Origin of the sequence: Xanthomonas sp. D-109, assembly GCF_017746095.1 — a bacterium.
Lineage (GTDB): Bacteria > Pseudomonadota > Gammaproteobacteria > Xanthomonadales > Xanthomonadaceae > Xanthomonas_A > Xanthomonas_A sacchari.
This window is the reverse complement of sequence record NZ_JAGHWV010000009.1, coordinates 168,119-186,379: the sequence shown is the minus strand read 5'-3', so window position 1 is coordinate 186,379 and position 18,261 is coordinate 168,119. Positions and strand designations below refer to the sequence as shown.

Below are 18,261 nucleotides of genomic sequence, written 5' to 3'. Positions count from 1 at the left end.
CGCCGGGCGGTTGATCCGATGAGGACAAGCGCATGCAACGAAGAACCTTCCTGGCGGGGAGTGCCGGCGCTGGCCTGCTGCTGGCGCTGCCGCGCGGGAGCCGGGCCGGCACGGCGGCGTCTGCCGGGCTCGCCAGCAGGGGCTCGGCCGCCGTGGCGGCCGTACCCACCGTGACCCTGGCGGCCGATCCCGGCCTGTTCTGCCTGGACGAGGGCTGGCGTTTCCACGAGGGCGACATCCCGTTTCCGCCGATCACCGGGCAGGACGCCAGCTACGACAACGCCAAGGCCGGCAAGGCCTGGGGCGCTGCCGCCGGCGATTTCGACGACAGCCAGTGGCGGCAACTGCGGCTGCCGCACGATTTCGCCATCGAGCAGCCGATCGAGGCCAGCGCCAACGTGGCGCAGGGCTATCGCCGCCGCGGCATCGGCTGGTACCGGCGCAGCCTGCGGCTGGACGAGGCGCAGCGCGGCAAGGCGCTGGAACTGCGTCTGGACGGCATCGCCAGCCGCGCCACGGTGTGGGTCAACGGCCTGCTGATGGCGCGCAGTTGGAGCGGCTACGATGGCCTGGCCATCGACATGACCGCGATCGCCCGCTATGGCCAGGATCTGAACACCATCGCGGTGCGCGTGGATGCCGAGGCGATGGACGGGTGGTGGTACGAAGGCGCCGGGATCTACCGGCATACCTGGCTGGCGGTGCGCGATGCGCTGCACATCGTCGGCGACGGCGTGCACGCAGTCCCGCGCAGGGAGGCCGACGATCGCTGGACGCTGCCGGTGACGGTCACCGTCGCCAATGTCGGCGAGCAGGCCGATGCGGCGCTGCTGGAGGCGACGCTGTACGACGCGCAGGGCGCGGTGGTGGCGCAGGGCAGTGCCGCGCTGCAGGCCGACGCGCTGGCGCAGGTGGAGGCCCAGGTCGTGTTGCAGGTACACCAGCCGCAGCGTTGGGACGTGTCCGCGCCGCACCTGTACCGGCTTGCGACGGTGCTGCGCAGCGGGGGCCGCGAGCGCGACCGCCGCGAGTGCGCGATCGGCTTCCGCACGTTGCGCTTCGATGCGCAACAGGGCTTCTTCCTCAACGAGCGGCCGCTCAAGATCAAGGGCGCCTGCCTGCACCAGGACCATGCCGGGGTCGGCGTGGCGGTGCCGGACAGTTTGCTGGACTTCCGCATCCGCCGGCTCAAGGCGCTGGGCTGCAACGCGATCCGCCTGCACCACGCGGTGGCGAGCGAGCTGCTCGACGTCTGCGATCGCCTGGGCATGCTGGTGATGGCCGAGAACCGCGTGTTCAATCCGGCGCCCGACTACGCCGCGCAACTGCGCTGGCTGGTGCGCCGCGACCGTAACCGCGCCTGCGTGTTCCTGTGGTCGGTGTTCAACGAGGAGCCGATGCAGGGCACCGTCGCCGGCTACGAAATGGTGCGTCGTGCGGTGGCGCTGGTGCGCACGCTCGACGACAGCCGCCCGGTGACCGCGGCGATGAACGACGGCATGCTGACCGAACGCAACGCGTCCCATGCGGTGGACGTGGTCGGCTTCAACTACCGCCAGTTCAACTACGACCGGGTGCATGCGGCAATGCCGCACACGCCGCTGCTGTCCAGCGAGGACACCAGCGCCTTCCAGACCCGCGGCGCCTGGTTCACCGACATGGACGCGCATGTCATCGCCGAGGACGATTCGGTGGCCGCGCCCTGGGGCAACACCCATCGCGCGTCCTGGAAGCTGATCGACGAGCGGCCGTACCTGGCCGGCGGCTTCGTCTGGACCGGCTTCGACTATCGCGGCGAGCCGACGCCGTTCGAATGGCCATCGGTGTCCTCGTTCTTCGGCATCATGGACCTGTGCGGCTTCCCCAAGGGCGCCTACTGGCTGCGCCAGGCGCAGTGGATCGACGAGGGGCCGGTGCTGCAGTTGCTGCCGCACTGGAACTGGCCGGGCCGCGAGGGCACCCCGATCAAGGTGATGGCGTTCTGCAACGCGCAGCAGGTGGAGCTGTGGCTCAACGGCCGTTCGCAAGGGCGGCAGGCGGTGGACCGGATCGCGATGAACACCTGGCAGGTCGTGTATGCGCCCGGCGTGCTGGAAGCGGTGGCGTACCGCGATGGGCGCGAGGTCGCGCGGCAGCGGGTGCAGACGGTCGGCGCGCCGGTCGCGCTGCGGCTGACCCCGGACCGCACGCGCATGCGCGGCGACGGCCGCGACGCGCAACCGATCACCCTGGAGGCGGTGGATGCGCAGGGCCGCCATGTGCCGTTCGCCGATGCGCAGATCGCGCTGCAGGTCGAAGGCGGGCGCCTGCTCGGCGTCGGCAACGGCGACCCGAACCGGCATGCGCCCGACAACGTGCCGCAGGTGCAGCTGTTCAACGGCCTGGCGCAGGCCATCGTCGAGGCCGGCAGCGGCCGCCGCCGTCTGCGTATCGAGGCGCGCGCGCCCGGCCTGCGTGCGGCGCAGGCCAGCATCGCACTGGAGCCGGCGTCGCCGCCGCTGTCGTTGCCGCCGGCCGCCACGGCGATGGTGGTGAGCGGCTGGCGGCGTACCCTGCCGTTCGCCGCGCCGCCGGATCCGGCGCTGCCGCGTGCGGCCAACGACAACAACAGCTGGAGTTTCTGCCAGCCGGGCAACCTGGAGATGCGCGCCGAGCGCGACGGCTACGTGCTGTACCGGACCGCGTTCACGCCCTGGGCCGGAATCCAGCAGCGCGGCGGCCGCTTGCGGCTCGGCCGCGCGACCGGCGCGGTGCAGGTGTATCTGGACCGGCAGCGGGTCGCCAGTGTGGCGGCGGGGCAGCCGGTGTCCCTGCGGCTGTCGCCGGCGGCCGGCGAACGGGTGCTGGCGGTGGTGATGCAGGTGAAGGCCGGAGCGCCGTTCGGCTTCGACGATGTCGCGACAGTGGAGTATTGAGCCAATGAACCATGCTTTCCGCCAGATCTTCCCGCACGGCCAGGCCGGACTGCGCCGTGTCCGCGCGATATCGCTGCGCGCGCATGCCGTGCTGGTGCTGCTGGCCTGTGCGCTGCTGGCGCCGGGTGCGTCCGCGTCGCCCGCGCAGGACATGCAGGGCGGCACCGCACGCGAGGTGCTGCTGCGCACGCTCGGCCCGCGCGCCGCCGAGTTGCGCCTGCAACGGCAGCCGCGCGGCCGCGGCAACGACTGGTACCAGGTCGCCGCCGAGGCCGGCACGCTGCGCGTGTCCGGGTCGTCCGAAGTGGCGCTGGCGCATGGCGCCTACAGTTACCTGCAGTCGATCGGTGCTGCGTCGGTGAGCTGGGAGGGCAGCCGCGTGGCGCTGCCGCCGTCCTACGCGGACGTCCAGGGGCCGCGTGTGGTCACCCCGTTCGCGCACCGCGCCTACCTCAACGTCTGCACCTACGGCTACACCACGCCGTGGTGGGACTGGCCGCGCTGGGAGCGCGAGATCGACTGGATGGCGCTGCACGGCATCGACATGCCGCTGGCGATGGAGGGTCAGGAGTACGTGTGGCAGGCGCTGTGGCGCGAGTTCGGCGTCGCCGATGCGGAGCTGGCGCAGTACTTCTCCGGCCCGGCCTTCGCACCGTGGCAGCGCATGGGCAACATCGAAGGCTACGACGCGCCGCTGCCGCAGCAGTGGATCGAGGACAAGCATGCGCTGCAGTTGCGCATCCTGCAGCGCATGCGTGCGCTGGGCATGAAGCCGGTGCTGCCGGCCTTCGCCGGCTATGTGCCGAAGGCGTTCGCGCAGGCGCATCCGCAGGCGCGCATCTACCGCATGCGCGCCTGGGAGGGCTTCCACGAGACCTACTGGCTGGATCCGGCCGATCCGCTGTTCGCGCAGATCGCGCAGCGCTTCATCCAGCTCTACGACCGCACCTATGGCAAGGGCACCTACTACCTGGCCGATGCGTTCAACGAGATGTTGCCGCCGATCGCCGCCGACGGCAGCGACGCGCGCCTGGCCAGCTACGGCGACAGCACCGCCAACACCGCCAGGACCAAGCCGCCCGAGGTGCCGCCGGCGCAGCGCGACAAGCGCCTGGCCGCGTACGGCCGCGCGCTGTACGCCTCGATCCACCGCGCCAACCCGGATGCGGTGTGGGTGATGCAGGGCTGGCTGTTCGGCGCCGACCGCCATTTCTGGACGCCGCAGGCGATCGCCGCGTTCCTGCGCGAGGTGCCCAACGATAAGTTGCTGGTACTGGATATCGGCAACGACCGCTACCCCGGCACCTGGAAACTGTCCGACGCGTTCGACGGCAAGCAGTGGATCTATGGCTACGTGCACAACTACGGTGGCAGCAATCCGGTGTACGGCGACCTGGCGTTCTACCGCGAGGACCTGCGTGCGCTGCTCGCCGACAAGGACAAGCAGCAACTGGTCGGCTTCGGCGCCTTCCCGGAAGGGCTGCACACCACCTCGGTGGTCTACGAGTACATGTACGCATTGGCCTGGGGCGCGCAGCAGCGCCCGTTGCAGGACTGGCTCGACGACTACACCCGCGCCCGCTACGGACACACCTCGCCGGCCTTGCGCGCGGCCTGGGACGACCTGCAGGCGTCGGTGCTGTCGACCCGCTACTGGACGCCACGCTGGTGGCGCAGCCGCGCCGGCGCCTATCTGTTGTTCAAGCGGCCGACGCTGGACATCGGCGAGTTCGAGGGCGCGCCCGGCGATCCGCCGCGGCTGCGCCGCGCGTTGCAGCAACTGCTGGCGCTGGCGCCGGAGTACGCCGATGCGCCGTTGTACCGCTACGACCTGATCGATTTCGCCCGCCATTACGCCACCGGCCGCGTGGACGTGCAGTTGCAGCAGGCGGTGGCCGCCTACCGGCGCGGCGATGTCGCGGCCGGCGACGCGGCGACCGCGCGCGTGCGCGAGGCGGTGACGCAACTCGACCGCCTGGTCGGCGGCCAGCAGGACACCCTGTCGAGCTGGCTCGACGCCGCCGCCGGCTATGCGAAGACCCCGCAGGACGCGGCCTACTACCGGCGCGACGCCAAGGCGCAGGTCAGCGTGTGGGGCGGCGAGGGCAACCTGGGCGATTACGCGTCCAAGGCCTGGCAGGGCATGTATGCGGACTGTTACCTGCCGCGCTGGATGTTGGCGCTGCAGATGCTGCGCGAGGCGGCGGTCGCCGGCGGCAACGTGGACGAGGCGCAACTGCAGCAACGGCTGCGCGCCTGGGAACGGGACTGGGTGGCGCGCGACACCGCCTACGTGCGGCAGGCGCCGGCCGATCCGGTCGCGGCGGTGCGCACGCTGCTGCACCAGGTGGATGCGCCATGAGCGCCGCGTCCGTCCGCCTTCCCGCCGCGGCGCCGCCGCGCGAACGCTTCCTGTCGCTGGACGTGTTCCGCGGCCTGACCATCTTCCTGATGATCCTGGTCAATACGCCGGGCGCCGGCGCCGATGCGTTCGTGCAACTGAGGCATACGCCGTGGTTCGGCTTCACCGCCGCCGACCTGGTGTTCCCGTCGTTCCTGTTCGCGGTCGGCAACGCGATGAGCTTCGCGCTGGACCGCGGCCAGCCGCTCGGCGCGTTCCTGCGCCGGGTCGGCAAGCGCAGCGCACTGATCTTCCTGCTCGGCTTCTTGATGTACTGGTTCCCGTTCGTGCACCAGGGCGCCGATGGCCACTGGAGCCTCACCGCGATCGACCAGACCCGGGTGCCGGGTGTGCTGCAGCGCATCGCGCTGTGCTATGCGCTGGCGGCGCTGCTGTGCCGCTGGCTGTCGCCGCGCGGCCTGCTGGGTATGTGCGTCGCGCTGCTGCTCGGCTACTGGGGCGCGCTGTACCTGTGGGGCCAGCCGGGCGCGGAGCTGAGCAAGCTCGGCAATGCCGGCACCCGCCTGGACCTGTGGCTGCTGGATCCGGCGCAGCTGTATCGCAAGGACGGCGGGTTCGATCCGGAGGGCCTGCTCGGCACGTTGCCGGCCACAGTCAACGTCATCGCCGGCTACCTGACCGGGTTGTACGTGCGCCGGGTCGGCAAGCAGGCGCGCACGGTGCGCTGGCTGTGGCTGGCCGGCGGCGCGCTGGTCCTGCTGGCGCTGGCCTGGCAGCCGTGGTTCCCGCTGGCCAAGAAACTGTGGACCGGCTCGTTCGTGCTGCTGACCGTGGGCCTGGACCTGTGGCTGCTGGGCGCGCTGCTGTGGGCCATCGAGGTGCGCGGCTGGCAGGCCGGCAGCGGCTTCTTCACCGTGCTTGGGCGCAATCCGCTGGCGATCTACCTGTTCTCCGAACTGTTCGTGGTCTGCCTGCGGCTGGTCCCGGTCGGTGCCAGCGGCATGGACCTGTACCAGTGGCTGGGCGTGGAGGTGTTCCAGCGGCTGCTGCCCGGCCCGTGGGGCAGCCTGGCCTGCGCGTTGGCCTATACGTTGCTGTGCTGGCTGGTGGGCTGGTGGATGGACCGCAGGAGGCTGTACCTGCGGCTGTGACCCGGCGTGCACGGACCGCGAATTGGTACTATATTGGACATAACGAATTCATGCGGACTGGAGAGCGCGCCATGACCAAGCCCAAGCCGCAGGCCGATCCACGCCTGCATGCGCTGGCCGTGGATCCGGACGCGCCGACCCCGCTGTACCTGCAACTGGCCAGCAAGCTGGTGGAGGCGATCAAGGGCGGGCAGTGGAAGCCGGGCGAGGCGCTGCCGGCCGAACGGCAACTGTGCGAATACCTGCAGGTGTCGCGGGTGACCCTGCGCCAGGCCGTGGACGCACTGGTCGAGCAGGGCCTGGTGTCGCGCCGCCAGGGCGCCGGTACCTTCGTCACCTCGCACATCCAGCACCAGCTCAGCGGCCTGGCCAGCTTCAGCGAAACCCTGCGCATGAAGGGGCTGGAGCCGGGCACGCGCTGGCTGGAGCGGCGCACGCGTCCGGCGCACGGCGAGGAGATCCTGCGCCTGGGCCTGTCGCCGGACACCGTGGTCGCGGCGCTGACCCGCCTGCGCAGCGCCGACGGCCGGGTGATGGCCTACGAGAAGGCGGTGCTGCCGCAGCATGTGGTGCCCGATCCGCACGCCATTGCCGATTCGCTCTACAGCTACCTGGACGAGCGCGGCACCCCGGTGGTGCGGGCGCTGCAGTACTTCCGCGCGATCAACCTGCCGGCGCGGCTGGCCGGCCATCTCGGCATGAAGGAAGGCGAGGCGATCCTGCACGTGGTGCGGGTCGGCTACACCCGCGACGGCAGCGCGATCGAACTGACCGACACCTATTGCCACAACGACTACTACGACTTCGTCGCCGAACTGCGACGCTGATCGCCGATCCCCGCGCCCTCCCGGAGCACGCCGCCCATGACCACCGCACGGCCCGCCAGTCCCTACGCTTCCATCGCCATCGTCGGCCTGTTGTTCTTCATCATGGGCTTCTTTACCTGGATCAATGGGCCGCTGATCCTGTTCGCCAAGGTCGCCTTCAATGTCAGCGACACCTTCGCGTTCCTCATCCCGAGCGCGTTCTACATTTCCTACTTCTGCCTGGCATTGCCTTCGTCGTTCATCCTGAAGCTGACCGGGATGAAGAAGGGCCTGGCGCTGAGCCTGCTGATCCTGGCGATCGGCGCGGCCATCTTCGGTCAGTTCACCAATGCCCGTTCGTACGTGGGCGCGGTGAGCGGCATCTTCATCATCGGCGGCGGCCTGGCCCTGCTGCAGACCGCGGTCAATCCGTACATCAGCATCCTCGGGCCGATCGACGGCGCCGCGCGCCGTATCGCGCTCATGGGCATCTGCAACAAGGTGGCGGGCGCGCTGGCCACGTATGGACTGGCGAAGGTGGTCCTGCACGGCATGGAGGATTTTTCGACCCAGATCGAACAGGTGCTGCCGGCGCAGAAGGAACTGCTGCTGCAGGAGTTCGCCGGTCGCATCCACGGCCCCTACATGGCGATCGCCGGCGTGCTTGCCGTGCTCTCCGTGGCCATCCTGTTTTCGCCCCTGCCCGAGATCAGCGCCGAGAAGGCCAACGCGTCGGCCGCCGACGAACGCAGCCGCGACAGCATCTTCGCGTTCCCGCACGTGTGGCTGGGCGCGTTGTGCATCTTCGTGTACGTCGGCGCCGAGGTGATGGCGGGCGATGCGATCGGCATCTACGGCAACAGCCTCGGCCTCTCGCTGGACTACGCGAAGTATTTCACCATCGGCACGCTGGCCTGCATGCTGGCGGGCTACCTGGTCGGCCTGGTGCTGATTCCGAAGTACATCTCGCAGGAGAAGTACCTGTCCATTTCGGCATGCCTCGGCATCGTCTTTTCGCTGTGCGCGATGTTGACCGGCGGTTATGTCTCGGTGGCGTTCGTGGCGGCGCTCGGATTCGCCAATGCCATCATGTGGCCGGCCATCTTCCCGCTGGCCATCAAGGGGCTGGGAAAGTTCACCGAGAAGGGCGCGGCGCTGTTGATCATGGGCATCGTGGGCGGCGCCGCGGTGCCGCAGCTGTTCGCCCATCTGAAGGAGTCGTTCGATTTCCAGGTGGTCTTCGCCGGCTTGATGATCGCCTGCTACCTGTACATCTTGTTCTTCGCGCTGCGCGGTCACCGCGTCGGCCAGGGCGCGCGGTGAGCTGACGCGCTTTTCTCCAACCCGGCAAACTCATTCCAATGCGCAGACCCACCATCAAAGACGTCGCCGAACGGGCGCGGGTGTCGCTGAAGACCGTCTCGCGGGTCATCAACAACGAACCGTCGGTGATGCAGGCTACGCGCTCGCGCGTGCTGCATGCCATCGCCGAACTGGACTACGAGCCGGATCCGTCGGCGCGCAACCTGCGCAGCGGCACGCCGTTCGTGATCGGGCTGGTGTACGACAACCCCAACCCGTACCACATCATCGGCGTGCAGAACGGCGTGCTCGCCGCCTGCCGCGAGACCGGCTTCGGCCTGCAGATCCATCCCTGCGATTCCACCGCGCCGATGCTGGCCGAGGAACTGGCCGAGTGGACCCAGCGCTCGCGCCTGGCCGGGCTGGTGCTGACCGCACCGATGTCCGAGCGCGCCGACCTGGTCGCGGCGCTGGCCGTGCGCGGCATCAAGACCGTGCGCATCATCGCCGCCACCGAGGATCCGCAGGACGGCCCCTGCGTCTACGTCGACGACCGCGACGCCGCCTACGAGATCACCGAGCACCTGATCCAGCTCGGCCACCAGCGCATCGGCTTCCTGTGGGGCGGCACCTCGCATCGCTCCAGCGGCGAGCGCTATGCCGGCTACGAGGCGGCGCTGAAGGACTACGGCATCACCCTGGACAAGCACCTGGTGATCCCCGGCGACTACACCTTCGACGACGGCTTCCGCGGCGCGCGGCGCCTGCTGGCGCTGCGCGAGCCGCCGACCGCGATCTTCGGCTCCAACGACGAGATCGCCGCCGGCGTGCTGGCCGCGGCCAAGTCGGCCGGCATGAACGTGCCCTACGACCTGTCCATCGCCGGCTTCGAGGACAGCCCGTTCTCGCGCCAGTCGTGGCCGCCGCTGACCACCGCCAAGCAGGCCACCGAAGACATCGCCCGCCACGCCGCGCGGCTGCTGATCAGCCAGTTGCGCAGCGATGCCTACGAAGACCATCCGGCGCCGGTGCACAACCAGGGCTTCGTGCCGCAACTGGTGGTGCGTGGCTCGACCGCGCCCATGCAGCCGCATTCCCGCCGTTCCTCCTCCCCTGACCCCACATGACCCTGCCCATGGCGCTGCCCTCCGAAACCGACACCCTGATGTTCCGCGAAGCCGCGGAAGCCGCCGCGGTCATCGCCGCGCAGTTCGAACGCAACCACGCCACGGTGAGCGCGCTCGCCGCGTCGTTGCGCGCCGCGCCGCCGCCGTTCGTGGTGACCTGCGCGCGCGGCAGTTCCGACCACGCCGCCACCTACGCTAAGTACCTGTTCGAGACCCAGCTCGGCGTGGTCACCGCCTCGGCCTCGCCGTCGGTGGGGTCGGTGTACGAAGCGCCGCTGCAGTTGCGCGGGGCGCTATACCTGGTGATCTCGCAGTCGGGCAAGAGCCCGGACCTGTTGCGCAATGCGCAGGCGGCCAAGGACGCCGGCGCGCGCGTGGTGGCCCTGGTCAACGTCGAGGATTCGCCGCTGGCGCAGCTGGCCGACACGGTGATCCCGCTCGGCGCTGGCCCGGAGAAGAGCGTGGCCGCGACCAAGAGCTACCTGGCTTCGCTGGCGGCGATCCTGCAGCTCGGCGCGCACTGGAAGAACGACCCGGCGCTGCTGGGCGCACTGCAGGAATTGCCGCAGGCGCTGCGTGCGGCCTGGCAGGCCGACTGGCGCTCGCTGACCGACGGCCTGGTCGAGGCGCACAACCTGTTCGTGCTCGACCGCGGCCTGGGCCTGGCGGCGGCGCAGGAAGCGGCGCTGAAGTTCAAGGAGACCTGCGGCCTGCACGCCGAGGCCTACAGCTCGGCCGAAGTGAAGCACGGGCCGATGGCCCTGGTCGGCCCAGGCTTCCCGGTGCTGGCGTTCGACCAGCCGGACGAAGCCGGCGAGGGCACCCGGCGCCTGGCCGAGGAGTTCCGCGGCCGCGGCGCGCAGGTGTGGCTGGCCAGCGCCGGCGGCGACCTGCCGCTGGTCGCCGCGCCGCATCCGGCGTGTGCGCCGCTGCTGGCGATCCAGAGCTTCTACCGTGCGATCAACGCCCTGGCGCTGCGCCGCGGCTACAACCCGGACCTGCCGCCGCATCTGAACAAAGTGACGGAGACCGTCTGATGACCACGGTGGCGCTGCGCAACGCGCGCGTGCTCGGCGAGGACGGGTTTCTCGACGGCGTCAGCGTGCTGCTGGAGGGCGGGCGCATCCTCGCCCTGCTCGACGACGCCGACCCGCGCGTGGCGGCAGCGCCGGTGCAGCACGACCTGGGCGGCGGCAGCCTGCTGCCGGGCTTCATCGACCTGCAGGTCAACGGCGGCGGCGGCGTGCTGTTCAACAACCGCACCGACGTCGAGGCGCTGCGCCGCATCGGCCAGGGCCATCGCCGCTACGGCACCACCGGCTATCTGCCGACGCTGATCAGCGACGACGTGGAGGTGATGCGCGCGGCGATCGCCGCCACGCGCCAGGCCATCGCCGAAGGCGTGCCGGGCGTGCTCGGTATCCACCTGGAAGGTCCCTACCTGGCGCCGGCGCGCAAGGGCACCCACAACGCCGACAAGTTCCGCGTGCCCGACGCCGACGAACTGGCCATGGCCACCTCGCTGGACAACGGCGTCACCCTGATCACCCTGGCGCCGGAGCGCGTGCCGGCGGCCAGCATCCGCACCCTGGCCGCGGCCGGTGCGCGCGTGTTCGCCGGCCACACCGCCGCCAGCTACGAAGAGACCCGCGCCGGGCTGGACGCCGGCATCTGCGGCTTCACCCATCTGTACAACGCCATGACCCCGTTGCAGGGGCGCGATCCCGGCGTGGTCGGCGCGGCGCTGGAAGACCGCAACGCCTGGTGCGGGGTGATCGTCGACGGCGTGCACGTGCATCCGGCCAGCCTGCGCGTGGCGCTGGCGGCCAAGCCGCGCGGCACCGTGTTCCTGGTCACCGACGCGATGCCGATGGTCGGCGCCGACAGCCCCGCGTTCGACCTGTACGGCGAAACCATCACCGCCATCGACGGCGTGGTGCGCAATGCCGCCGGCGCCCTGGCCGGCTCGGCGCTGGACATGGCCAGTGCGGTGCGCAACAGCGTGCAGTGGCTGGACGTGCCGCTGGAAGAAGCCGCGCGCATGGCCTCGCTGTACCCGGCGCAGTGCGTGGGCCTTGACCACCGCTATGGCCACATCGCGCCGGGCTACCAGGCCGACCTGGTGCTGCTGGACGACGCGTTGCAGGTCCGGCATACCTGGATCGCGGGCGAGATGGAGTAAGCGGCGGCGGCGTCGCGCAGCGCTGCGGTGGCGGCCGTGCGGCGATTGTGCCGAGCCCCATCGGCACCGAGGCATTCCCGAAGGCAAGTCGGTTGGCGCCTTCGCCGAGGACAAGTGCGACGTCTTCCTCGCCGAGGATTGAGCGAGCGGTGCGCGATGCGTCGCCGCGACTGTAGGTTTTCCTCGCGGCAGTACGCCAGTCAAAAGATGAAACGTCGTCTGCGCCGGTCGCGCGATATTGTCGTCTGCATGCGCTAGGCTCGTCCGCGATCGCCACAGGGGGAGATCGTCATGCGGATCGTACGTACGGTCGTGCCGCGTCGCTGCGGCGGCGAGGAAGGGTGGTTCATTGGCGTGTCGCGCGTCGTCGTGACCTGTCGCACGCCGTGGCGAAGAATGGGGGCCGACGTGCCGCCCGCTGCCAGCGAGCAGCGGCAATTGCACAGGGGAAGCACGCGCGCTGGGATGTTCTTGTTGGCGTGGGCTGTGGCCTGGCCGACCTGGGCGGCGACATCACCGGCAGCGTGCCGGCGGCCGGCGTTGCCGGTGGACTGCGCCGGCCCGACCGCGGTCGGGAGCTTCATCGCCCGCAACGGCGGGCTCTGGCAGTCCTATGCGTTCGCTACGCCGCTCGATGTGCCCGCGGGGCAGAGCCTGGCCATCGCGATCTGCGGACAGGCCAACCAGGCCGTGCAGGATGCGCAATGGCAAGCGCAGCCGCCGTTGCTGCCGACGCTGGTGCATGGCGTCGGCACGGACGCCACGCTGGCGATCCTGGTGCAGGACAGCGCCAACGTGGCGCTGGCCGGGCGCCTGACCCTGGGCGAGGACACGCTCGCTGCCGACGGCAGCCTGCATGCGCCGGCGGAGCCGGTGCAGGCAGCCTTGATCGGCACGCTGGTCGACGGCTCCATCGCGGACGGCGCGCGCATCGACCTGCGCCTGCGCAACTCGGCGAACGTCACCCTGCAGACCGCGCAGAGCCACCTGCACCTTGGCGGCGGGAGCCTCAGCGAACGGTTGATCGCGCCACGCGATGCAACGGTCGCGGCCGCCGATGACGCCTGTCTCGAGATCGTGGCCGAGCGCAGCGACCGGGTGCTGGGAGATCGCGGCCTGCTGACGATCGGCGGCGGCCGCCTGCAGGGCACGCTGATCGCGCATCCGTTGCGTGGCAGCCGCGTCGCCGTGCAGGCGGACGACGTGGCCACTGTGGCGGCGGACGAGGTCCGCCTGTTTGCAGGCCAATTGCTGGACGAAGCGCTGCAAGTCGGGCCATGGCTGGGCGGCCAGATCGCGATCGCGCTCGCCAATGCCGCCAATGTCGATGCGCGCTTGCTGGACATCCAGGATGCGGTGCTGGTCGACGAACTGGTCGCCGCCGGGCAGGTGCAGGACGCGACGATCGACCTGCGCCTGACCGATACCGGCAACGCCAGCGTCGAGGGCGCGCTGCGCATACGCGATGGCGGGCTGATCGACGAGCCGCTGGACGCGGCCGATCTGCGCGCGTCCGACGTCGTGGTGAGCCTGCTGCGTAGCGGCAACGCCGTGGCTGCCGATGCGCGGATCGTGGACGGGGAATTGATCGATGAAGCGGTCGACGTCGGTGCAGTGCAGGACGCGAGCTTGGCGGTGCGCTTCGAGGACACCGGCAATCTGCATGCGCTGGCGGCGCGGATCGAGGAGGGCGAACTGATCGACGAGGCGATCGATGCGGCCTCCTTCGACGGCGGCATGCTCGACGTCGCGTTCGCGGACAGTGGCAACGTCACCGGCGAGGCCCTGACCATCGCCCATGGCGAACTGATCGACGAAGCGGTCGACCTGCAGGGCACGCTCGCGCGTGCGCACCTGCGCCTGGACTTCGCCGATGCCGGCAACGCCCGTGTCGAGGCGCTGGACATCATCGAGGGCGAACTGGTCGACGAACTGCTGGATCTGGTCGATGCGCGCGATGCCAGCGCCGAACTGCGCGTGCGCCACAGCGCGAACGCCGGCGGCGCGCTGTCGGCGTCGGGCCAGCGCGTGTCGATCGTCTATGGCGAGTTGATGGATGAGGTGATCGATGCGGCGGGCGCGCTGGACGGATTCATCGGCGTCGTCGACCTGGGCGAGACCGCCAACGCGCGTGCCGCGCGCATCGCCCTGCAGGGCGCGCAATTGCTCGACGGTGTCCTGGACGCGGCGGCGCTGCGCGTCAGCGAGCTCGGCGTACAGCTGGCCGACGTGGCCAACGCGCGTTACCGGGACGCGCTGGAGATGCAGGACAACAGCACGCTGTTGGGGACGCTGGCCGACGTGGACAGCCGCGATGCCGCCTCGCAGATCGCCACGGTGGTGGTGAACAGCGGGGAGGCGATCCAGGTGCCTTAGCGCGCGCCTGGCGAGCAACGCGGCGGTCACCGCCGCCGCGCCGTTCGTCTAGGTGCGTCGTGACGGATGATGCCTACCCTTGCCACGATCAAGCGGGCACGTCATGGCCCCGTAGGAGCGGCTTCAGCCGCGACAGGCCTTCCCGATCACGCCGGTCGCGGCTGAAGCCGCTCCTACATGTGGGGCCATTAACTCGTACTGGATGTTCGCTTCCGTGGCGATGGCCATTCCCCGGAAACCTGTCGCGGCTGATTCCCAAGAAGGAGATAAGAGCCGCTCCTAAGGCGTACCTGAGCAAGCGCGGCGTGGCAGCGATCAGGACGCGTCGGCCTGCAGCTCCCGCCGCGCCGCGGCGATCGCCGCGATCCGCGCCTTGGCCAGTGCCTCGCCGATCTGCGGGCCGCTCAGGCCCTGCGCGGCCAGGTCGCGGGCGTTCACCGCCAGCGCCGCCGCATGCAGGCGCTGCAGTGTGCGGCCCTGCGGATAATCGGCGTCCTCGCTGCCGAGGCGGCCGCGCTTGTCGGCCTCGCACACCGTTGCCAGCTGCGCGATGCGCTCGGGCTTGCGGAAGCCGTCGCAGCGCTGCAGCAGTTCGTGCACGGTGCGGTCGCGCAACTCGGCCAGGCGATGCACGTTCAGATGCTCGCGGCAGGCGATCTCGGCCAGTTGCCGATGCTCCTGCGGCACCTTGAGGCGTTCGCACAGTGCGCGCAGCGGCGCCAGGCCGCGTTGCTCGTGCATCAGGTGGCGCGGCCACTCCTCCGGCGGCGTCAGTGCCTTGCCCAGGTCGTGGGTCAGCGCGGCGAAGCCGATCAGCGCATCGCCCGGCGCCAGCCGCGCGGCCATGTCGCTGACCAGCTCCTGGTGGCGCCCGGTGTCGACCTCGGGGTGGTACTCGGCGCGTTGCGGCACCCCGTACAGCGCGTCCAGCTCCGGCAGCACCCAGCGCAGCGCATCGGCCTCGCGCAGCGTGCGCAGGAACGCCGAGGGCTGCGCCGAGGCCAGACTGCGCCGCAGTTCCTGCCAGACGCGTTCGGGCACCAGCGTTTCCAGTTCGCCGCCGGCGGCCATTGCGCGCATCAGGTCCATGGTCTCGGCCGCGACGACGAATCCCAGGGGCGCCAGCCGCGCCATGAACCGCGCCGCGCGCAGCACCCGTAGCGGATCCTCGGCGAAGGCCGGGCCGACATGGCGCAGCACCCGCTGCTCGAGATCGCGCGCGCCGCCATACGGATCGACCAGGCGCCCATCGGCCTCGTCGCGGGCGATGGCGTTGATGGTGAAGTCGCGCCGCTGCAGATCCTCTTCCAGCGTCACCGACGGATCGGCCTGCACCACGAAGCCGTGGTAACCGCGCCCGGCCTTGCGCTCGGTGCGCGCCAGCGCGTACTCCTCGCCGCTGCGCGGATGCAGGAACACCGGGAAATCGCGGCCCACCTGCTTGTAGCCCAGCTCCAGCATCTGCTGCGCGCTGGCGCCGACCACCACCCAGTCGCGGTCGCCGGGCGGTTGACCGAGCAAGGCGTCGCGGACGGCGCCGCCGACGAGGTAGATGTTCATTGGGGGCTGGGAATGGGGAATAGGGAATGGGGAATGGTAAAAGCAGATTCCCTTCGCCTGATGTCGCGCTGGCGTGTTGACCCAATGTTCGGCGCGGTCGCGCGCGGTGCGCCGTTGCGATTCCCCATTCTCTATTCCCGATTCCCGGCCGCCGCATCGGCGGCCGTACACACAAACTTCTTCCGCGGCGCGTCCAGCTTGCCGAGCATGCGTTCGGTGACCGGCAGGGCGTCGCCGTTGAGGCGCCAGTCGTAGATCACGCTGAAGGCCAGGATGCGCGCCACGTACTCGCGGGTTTCCTTGTAGCTGACCGTCTCGATCCAGAAGTCGGCATCGTGGCCCGGGCGCTGGCTCTGCCAGCGTGCGGCCGGGCCGGGGCCGGCGTTGTAGGCGGCGATGGTCAGGTAGGGCAGGCCGTAGGTGTTGAGCAACTGGCGCAGGTAGGCGGTGCCGATGGCGATGTTGGTGTCCGGGTCGTACAGGCTGGCGGCGCCGCCGTAGCCGGCCAGGCCGAGGCTGCGGGCGACGCTGGCGCCGGTGGCCGGCACCACCTGCATCAGGCCCATCGCATTGGCCGGGGAGCGCGCGTTCGGGTTGAACACGCTTTCGGCGCGGATCTCGGCGGCGACCCAGGCCGGGTCGATCGCATTCTTGCCGGCTTCGCGGCGGATGGTGTCGGCGTGGTGCAGCGGGAAGCGCAGCGTGTACAGGCGCTGCTCCTCCGGGCGCTTGCCGAGCCCGAACACCGCGCGGTCGAACCAGCCGTTGGCGCTGGCCACTTCCACCGCCAGGCGCCGCTGGGTATCGTCGAAGCGGCTCAGCGCATCGTTCCACTCGGCCACCGCCCAGCCGGCGCGGTCGATCTTGAACAGCTCCAGCGCGCGGATCAGCGCCGGATCGCGCGCCACCGCCGCCTGCGCCTGTGCGCTGTCGTTCGGTTCCCACGGGCACAGCGCGTACGGCTGCTTCAGCCGGTCGGCGGCCAGGAAGCCGTGGAAGGTGGCAGAGCTGGCCGCCGCGCGATACAGCCGCTGCGCCTCGCCGGCATTGCCGGTCTTCTCCGCCAGCCGTGCCTCGAAGTACTGCCAGCGCGAATCGTTGCGCTGCGCCGGCGGCATCTTGCGGATCGCGGCCAGGGCCGCCGGCCAGTCGCCGCGCGCCATCGCCTCGCGCGCGCGCCACTCGTGCAGGCGTTCGTCGTAGGCGGACTCGGGCACGGCGTTGAGCCGGCGCGCCGAATCCGGCCCGTACGAGGCCACCGTCCACAGCGCGATCTGGTACAGCACCGCGCCGCGCTGCGCCTCGCTCAACTGCAGCGCCTGGGCGAATTGCGGCAGTTGCCGCTCGGCCGCGTCCGGGTCGGTCTTGGCCAGCTTCTGCAGCCCGTCCACCGCCACCTTGCGGCTGCGCTCGGTCTTGGGCCAGTTCAGCGCACGCGTGTGCACCGCGTCCAGGAACGCCGCGTAGTCGTTGGCCAGGGCCAGCTCGGCCGCGGGCAGGCCGCGTGCGGCGGCGCGCATCACCGCCGGCTGCTGCGCGTCCGCGGCCGCTTCCACGCGCGCCCAGCGCAGGGCATCGGTCATGCCGCCGCGTGCCTGCAGCACCGCGAACACCGGATCGCAGGCGTCGGGCAGCGACTTGCCGGCGTTGCGCCACAGCGCCTGCGCTTCGTCCGTCCATTGCGCGTCGGCGCGGCCGGTGGCCTGGCGCGCATTGAGCTGGGCGCAGCGCAGGCCGAGGTTCTCGGTGGGTTTCCAGTTCGCCAGCAGCGCCGGCCAGTCCTCGCGCCGCGCCAGCGCCGGCAGCCACAGCGCGCGGAAGCTTTCGGCCACCGGCTGCCCGGCGTAGCGCTTGAGGAAGTCCTGCGCCTGCGCATCGGACACCTTGTCGATGGTGCGGCGCAGGTTGGCGTACTCCAGCCAGCCGTACAGCGGATGCTGCTTGAACGCGGCCGCGCGCACCGGATCGAAGCGGCCTTGCTCGGCATCGTCGATCGCCGAGCGGATCGCCGGGCGTTGCGCATCCAGGGACTGGGCGAGGGCGGAGACGGGGCCGCACAACGCGGCGGCGAACAGCAGGAGAGACGTGCGCAGGATCATGCGCGGGACTATACCGAACGCCGATGAATCGCCGTTTCAACGACGGGTGGAGCCACGGCACGTCGTGTCAGTGCGATGCCCTGTAGCGTTGCAGATCCGTATCGCGCGCCGGCCTGCGTTTTGTGCTCCCGCACGGGCGGGTGAGGTGCGGGTGCAGCTTCGTACGCCTGAAGTCCGCGAGTCGCTTCGCGCCGTACCCTCACCCCAACCCCTCTCCCGGTGGGAGAGGGGCTCCGCTTCTCCCTTCTCCCATTGGGAGAAGGTGCCCCGCAGGGGCGGATGAGGGTACGGGCGAAGCCTCTGATCGCCGGATCGCGCGGGCGCTTCGCGCCGTACCCTCACCCCAACCCCTCTCCAGGTGGGAGAGGGGCTTCGGCAGGT

General features: G+C 70.4%; 11 protein-coding genes. 9 read left to right on the top strand and 2 right to left on the bottom strand.

The features are described from left to right. Positions 1-32: 32 nt before the first annotated feature. The 9 genes from galA to J7357_RS10370 all read left to right on the top strand — a co-directional run bounded on the left by galA (position 33) and on the right by J7357_RS10370 (position 14,221). Positions 33-2,915, top strand: a complete 2,883-nt coding sequence (galA, locus tag J7357_RS10410) for a beta-galactosidase GalA (RefSeq protein ID WP_209246227.1) — start codon at positions 33-35, stop codon at positions 2,913-2,915. A gap of 151 nt (positions 2,916-3,066) precedes the next feature. Continuing rightward, a complete protein-coding gene (locus tag J7357_RS10405; protein WP_244667433.1) occupies positions 3,067-5,277 on the top strand; it encodes an alpha-N-acetylglucosaminidase in 2,211 nt (736 codons plus the stop codon). Further along, entirely contained in the window at positions 5,274-6,428 is a 1,155-nt protein-coding gene (locus J7357_RS10400) for a heparan-alpha-glucosaminide N-acetyltransferase domain-containing protein (protein WP_209246224.1), read from the top strand. The genes J7357_RS10405 and J7357_RS10400 overlap by 4 nt, the downstream gene beginning before the upstream one ends. A 71-nt stretch (positions 6,429-6,499) precedes the next feature. Beyond that, on the top strand, positions 6,500-7,255 hold the full coding sequence (locus tag J7357_RS10395; protein ID WP_010343151.1) for a GntR family transcriptional regulator: 756 nt from the start codon (positions 6,500-6,502) through the stop codon (positions 7,253-7,255). Positions 7,256-7,291: 36 nt separating this feature from the next. Next, entirely contained in the window at positions 7,292-8,557 is a 1,266-nt protein-coding gene (locus J7357_RS10390; protein ID WP_010343152.1) for a sugar MFS transporter, read from the top strand. 38 nt (positions 8,558-8,595) lie between these two features. Continuing rightward, the gene (locus tag J7357_RS10385) at positions 8,596-9,663 is read left to right on the top strand and encodes a LacI family DNA-binding transcriptional regulator (protein ID WP_209246222.1); all 1,068 of its coding nucleotides are present in this window, start codon (positions 8,596-8,598) and stop codon (positions 9,661-9,663) included. Positions 9,664-9,671: 8 nt separating this feature from the next. Then, positions 9,672-10,700 (top strand): SIS domain-containing protein, encoded by a 1,029-nt coding sequence (locus J7357_RS10380; protein ID WP_209246297.1) that lies wholly within the window; start codon positions 9,672-9,674, stop codon positions 10,698-10,700. Further along, a complete protein-coding gene (gene nagA / locus J7357_RS10375) occupies positions 10,700-11,845 on the top strand; it encodes an N-acetylglucosamine-6-phosphate deacetylase (RefSeq protein ID WP_209246220.1) in 1,146 nt (381 codons plus the stop codon). Before J7357_RS10380 ends, nagA begins: the two co-directional genes overlap by 1 nt. Positions 11,846-12,319: 474 nt before the next feature. Beyond that, the gene (locus tag J7357_RS10370) at positions 12,320-14,221 is read left to right on the top strand and encodes a hypothetical protein (RefSeq protein ID WP_209246218.1); all 1,902 of its coding nucleotides are present in this window, start codon (positions 12,320-12,322) and stop codon (positions 14,219-14,221) included. Positions 14,222-14,536: 315 nt separating this feature from the next. Here the strand turns inward: J7357_RS10370 and J7357_RS10365 are convergent, their stop codons facing one another. Beyond that, entirely contained in the window at positions 14,537-15,781 is a 1,245-nt protein-coding gene (locus tag J7357_RS10365; RefSeq protein WP_209246216.1) for a multifunctional CCA addition/repair protein, read from the bottom strand. Positions 15,782-15,912: 131 nt separating this feature from the next. Beyond that, entirely contained in the window at positions 15,913-17,880 is a 1,968-nt protein-coding gene (locus J7357_RS10360; RefSeq protein WP_209246214.1) for a transglycosylase SLT domain-containing protein, read from the bottom strand. Positions 17,881-18,261: the final 381 nt, after the last annotated feature.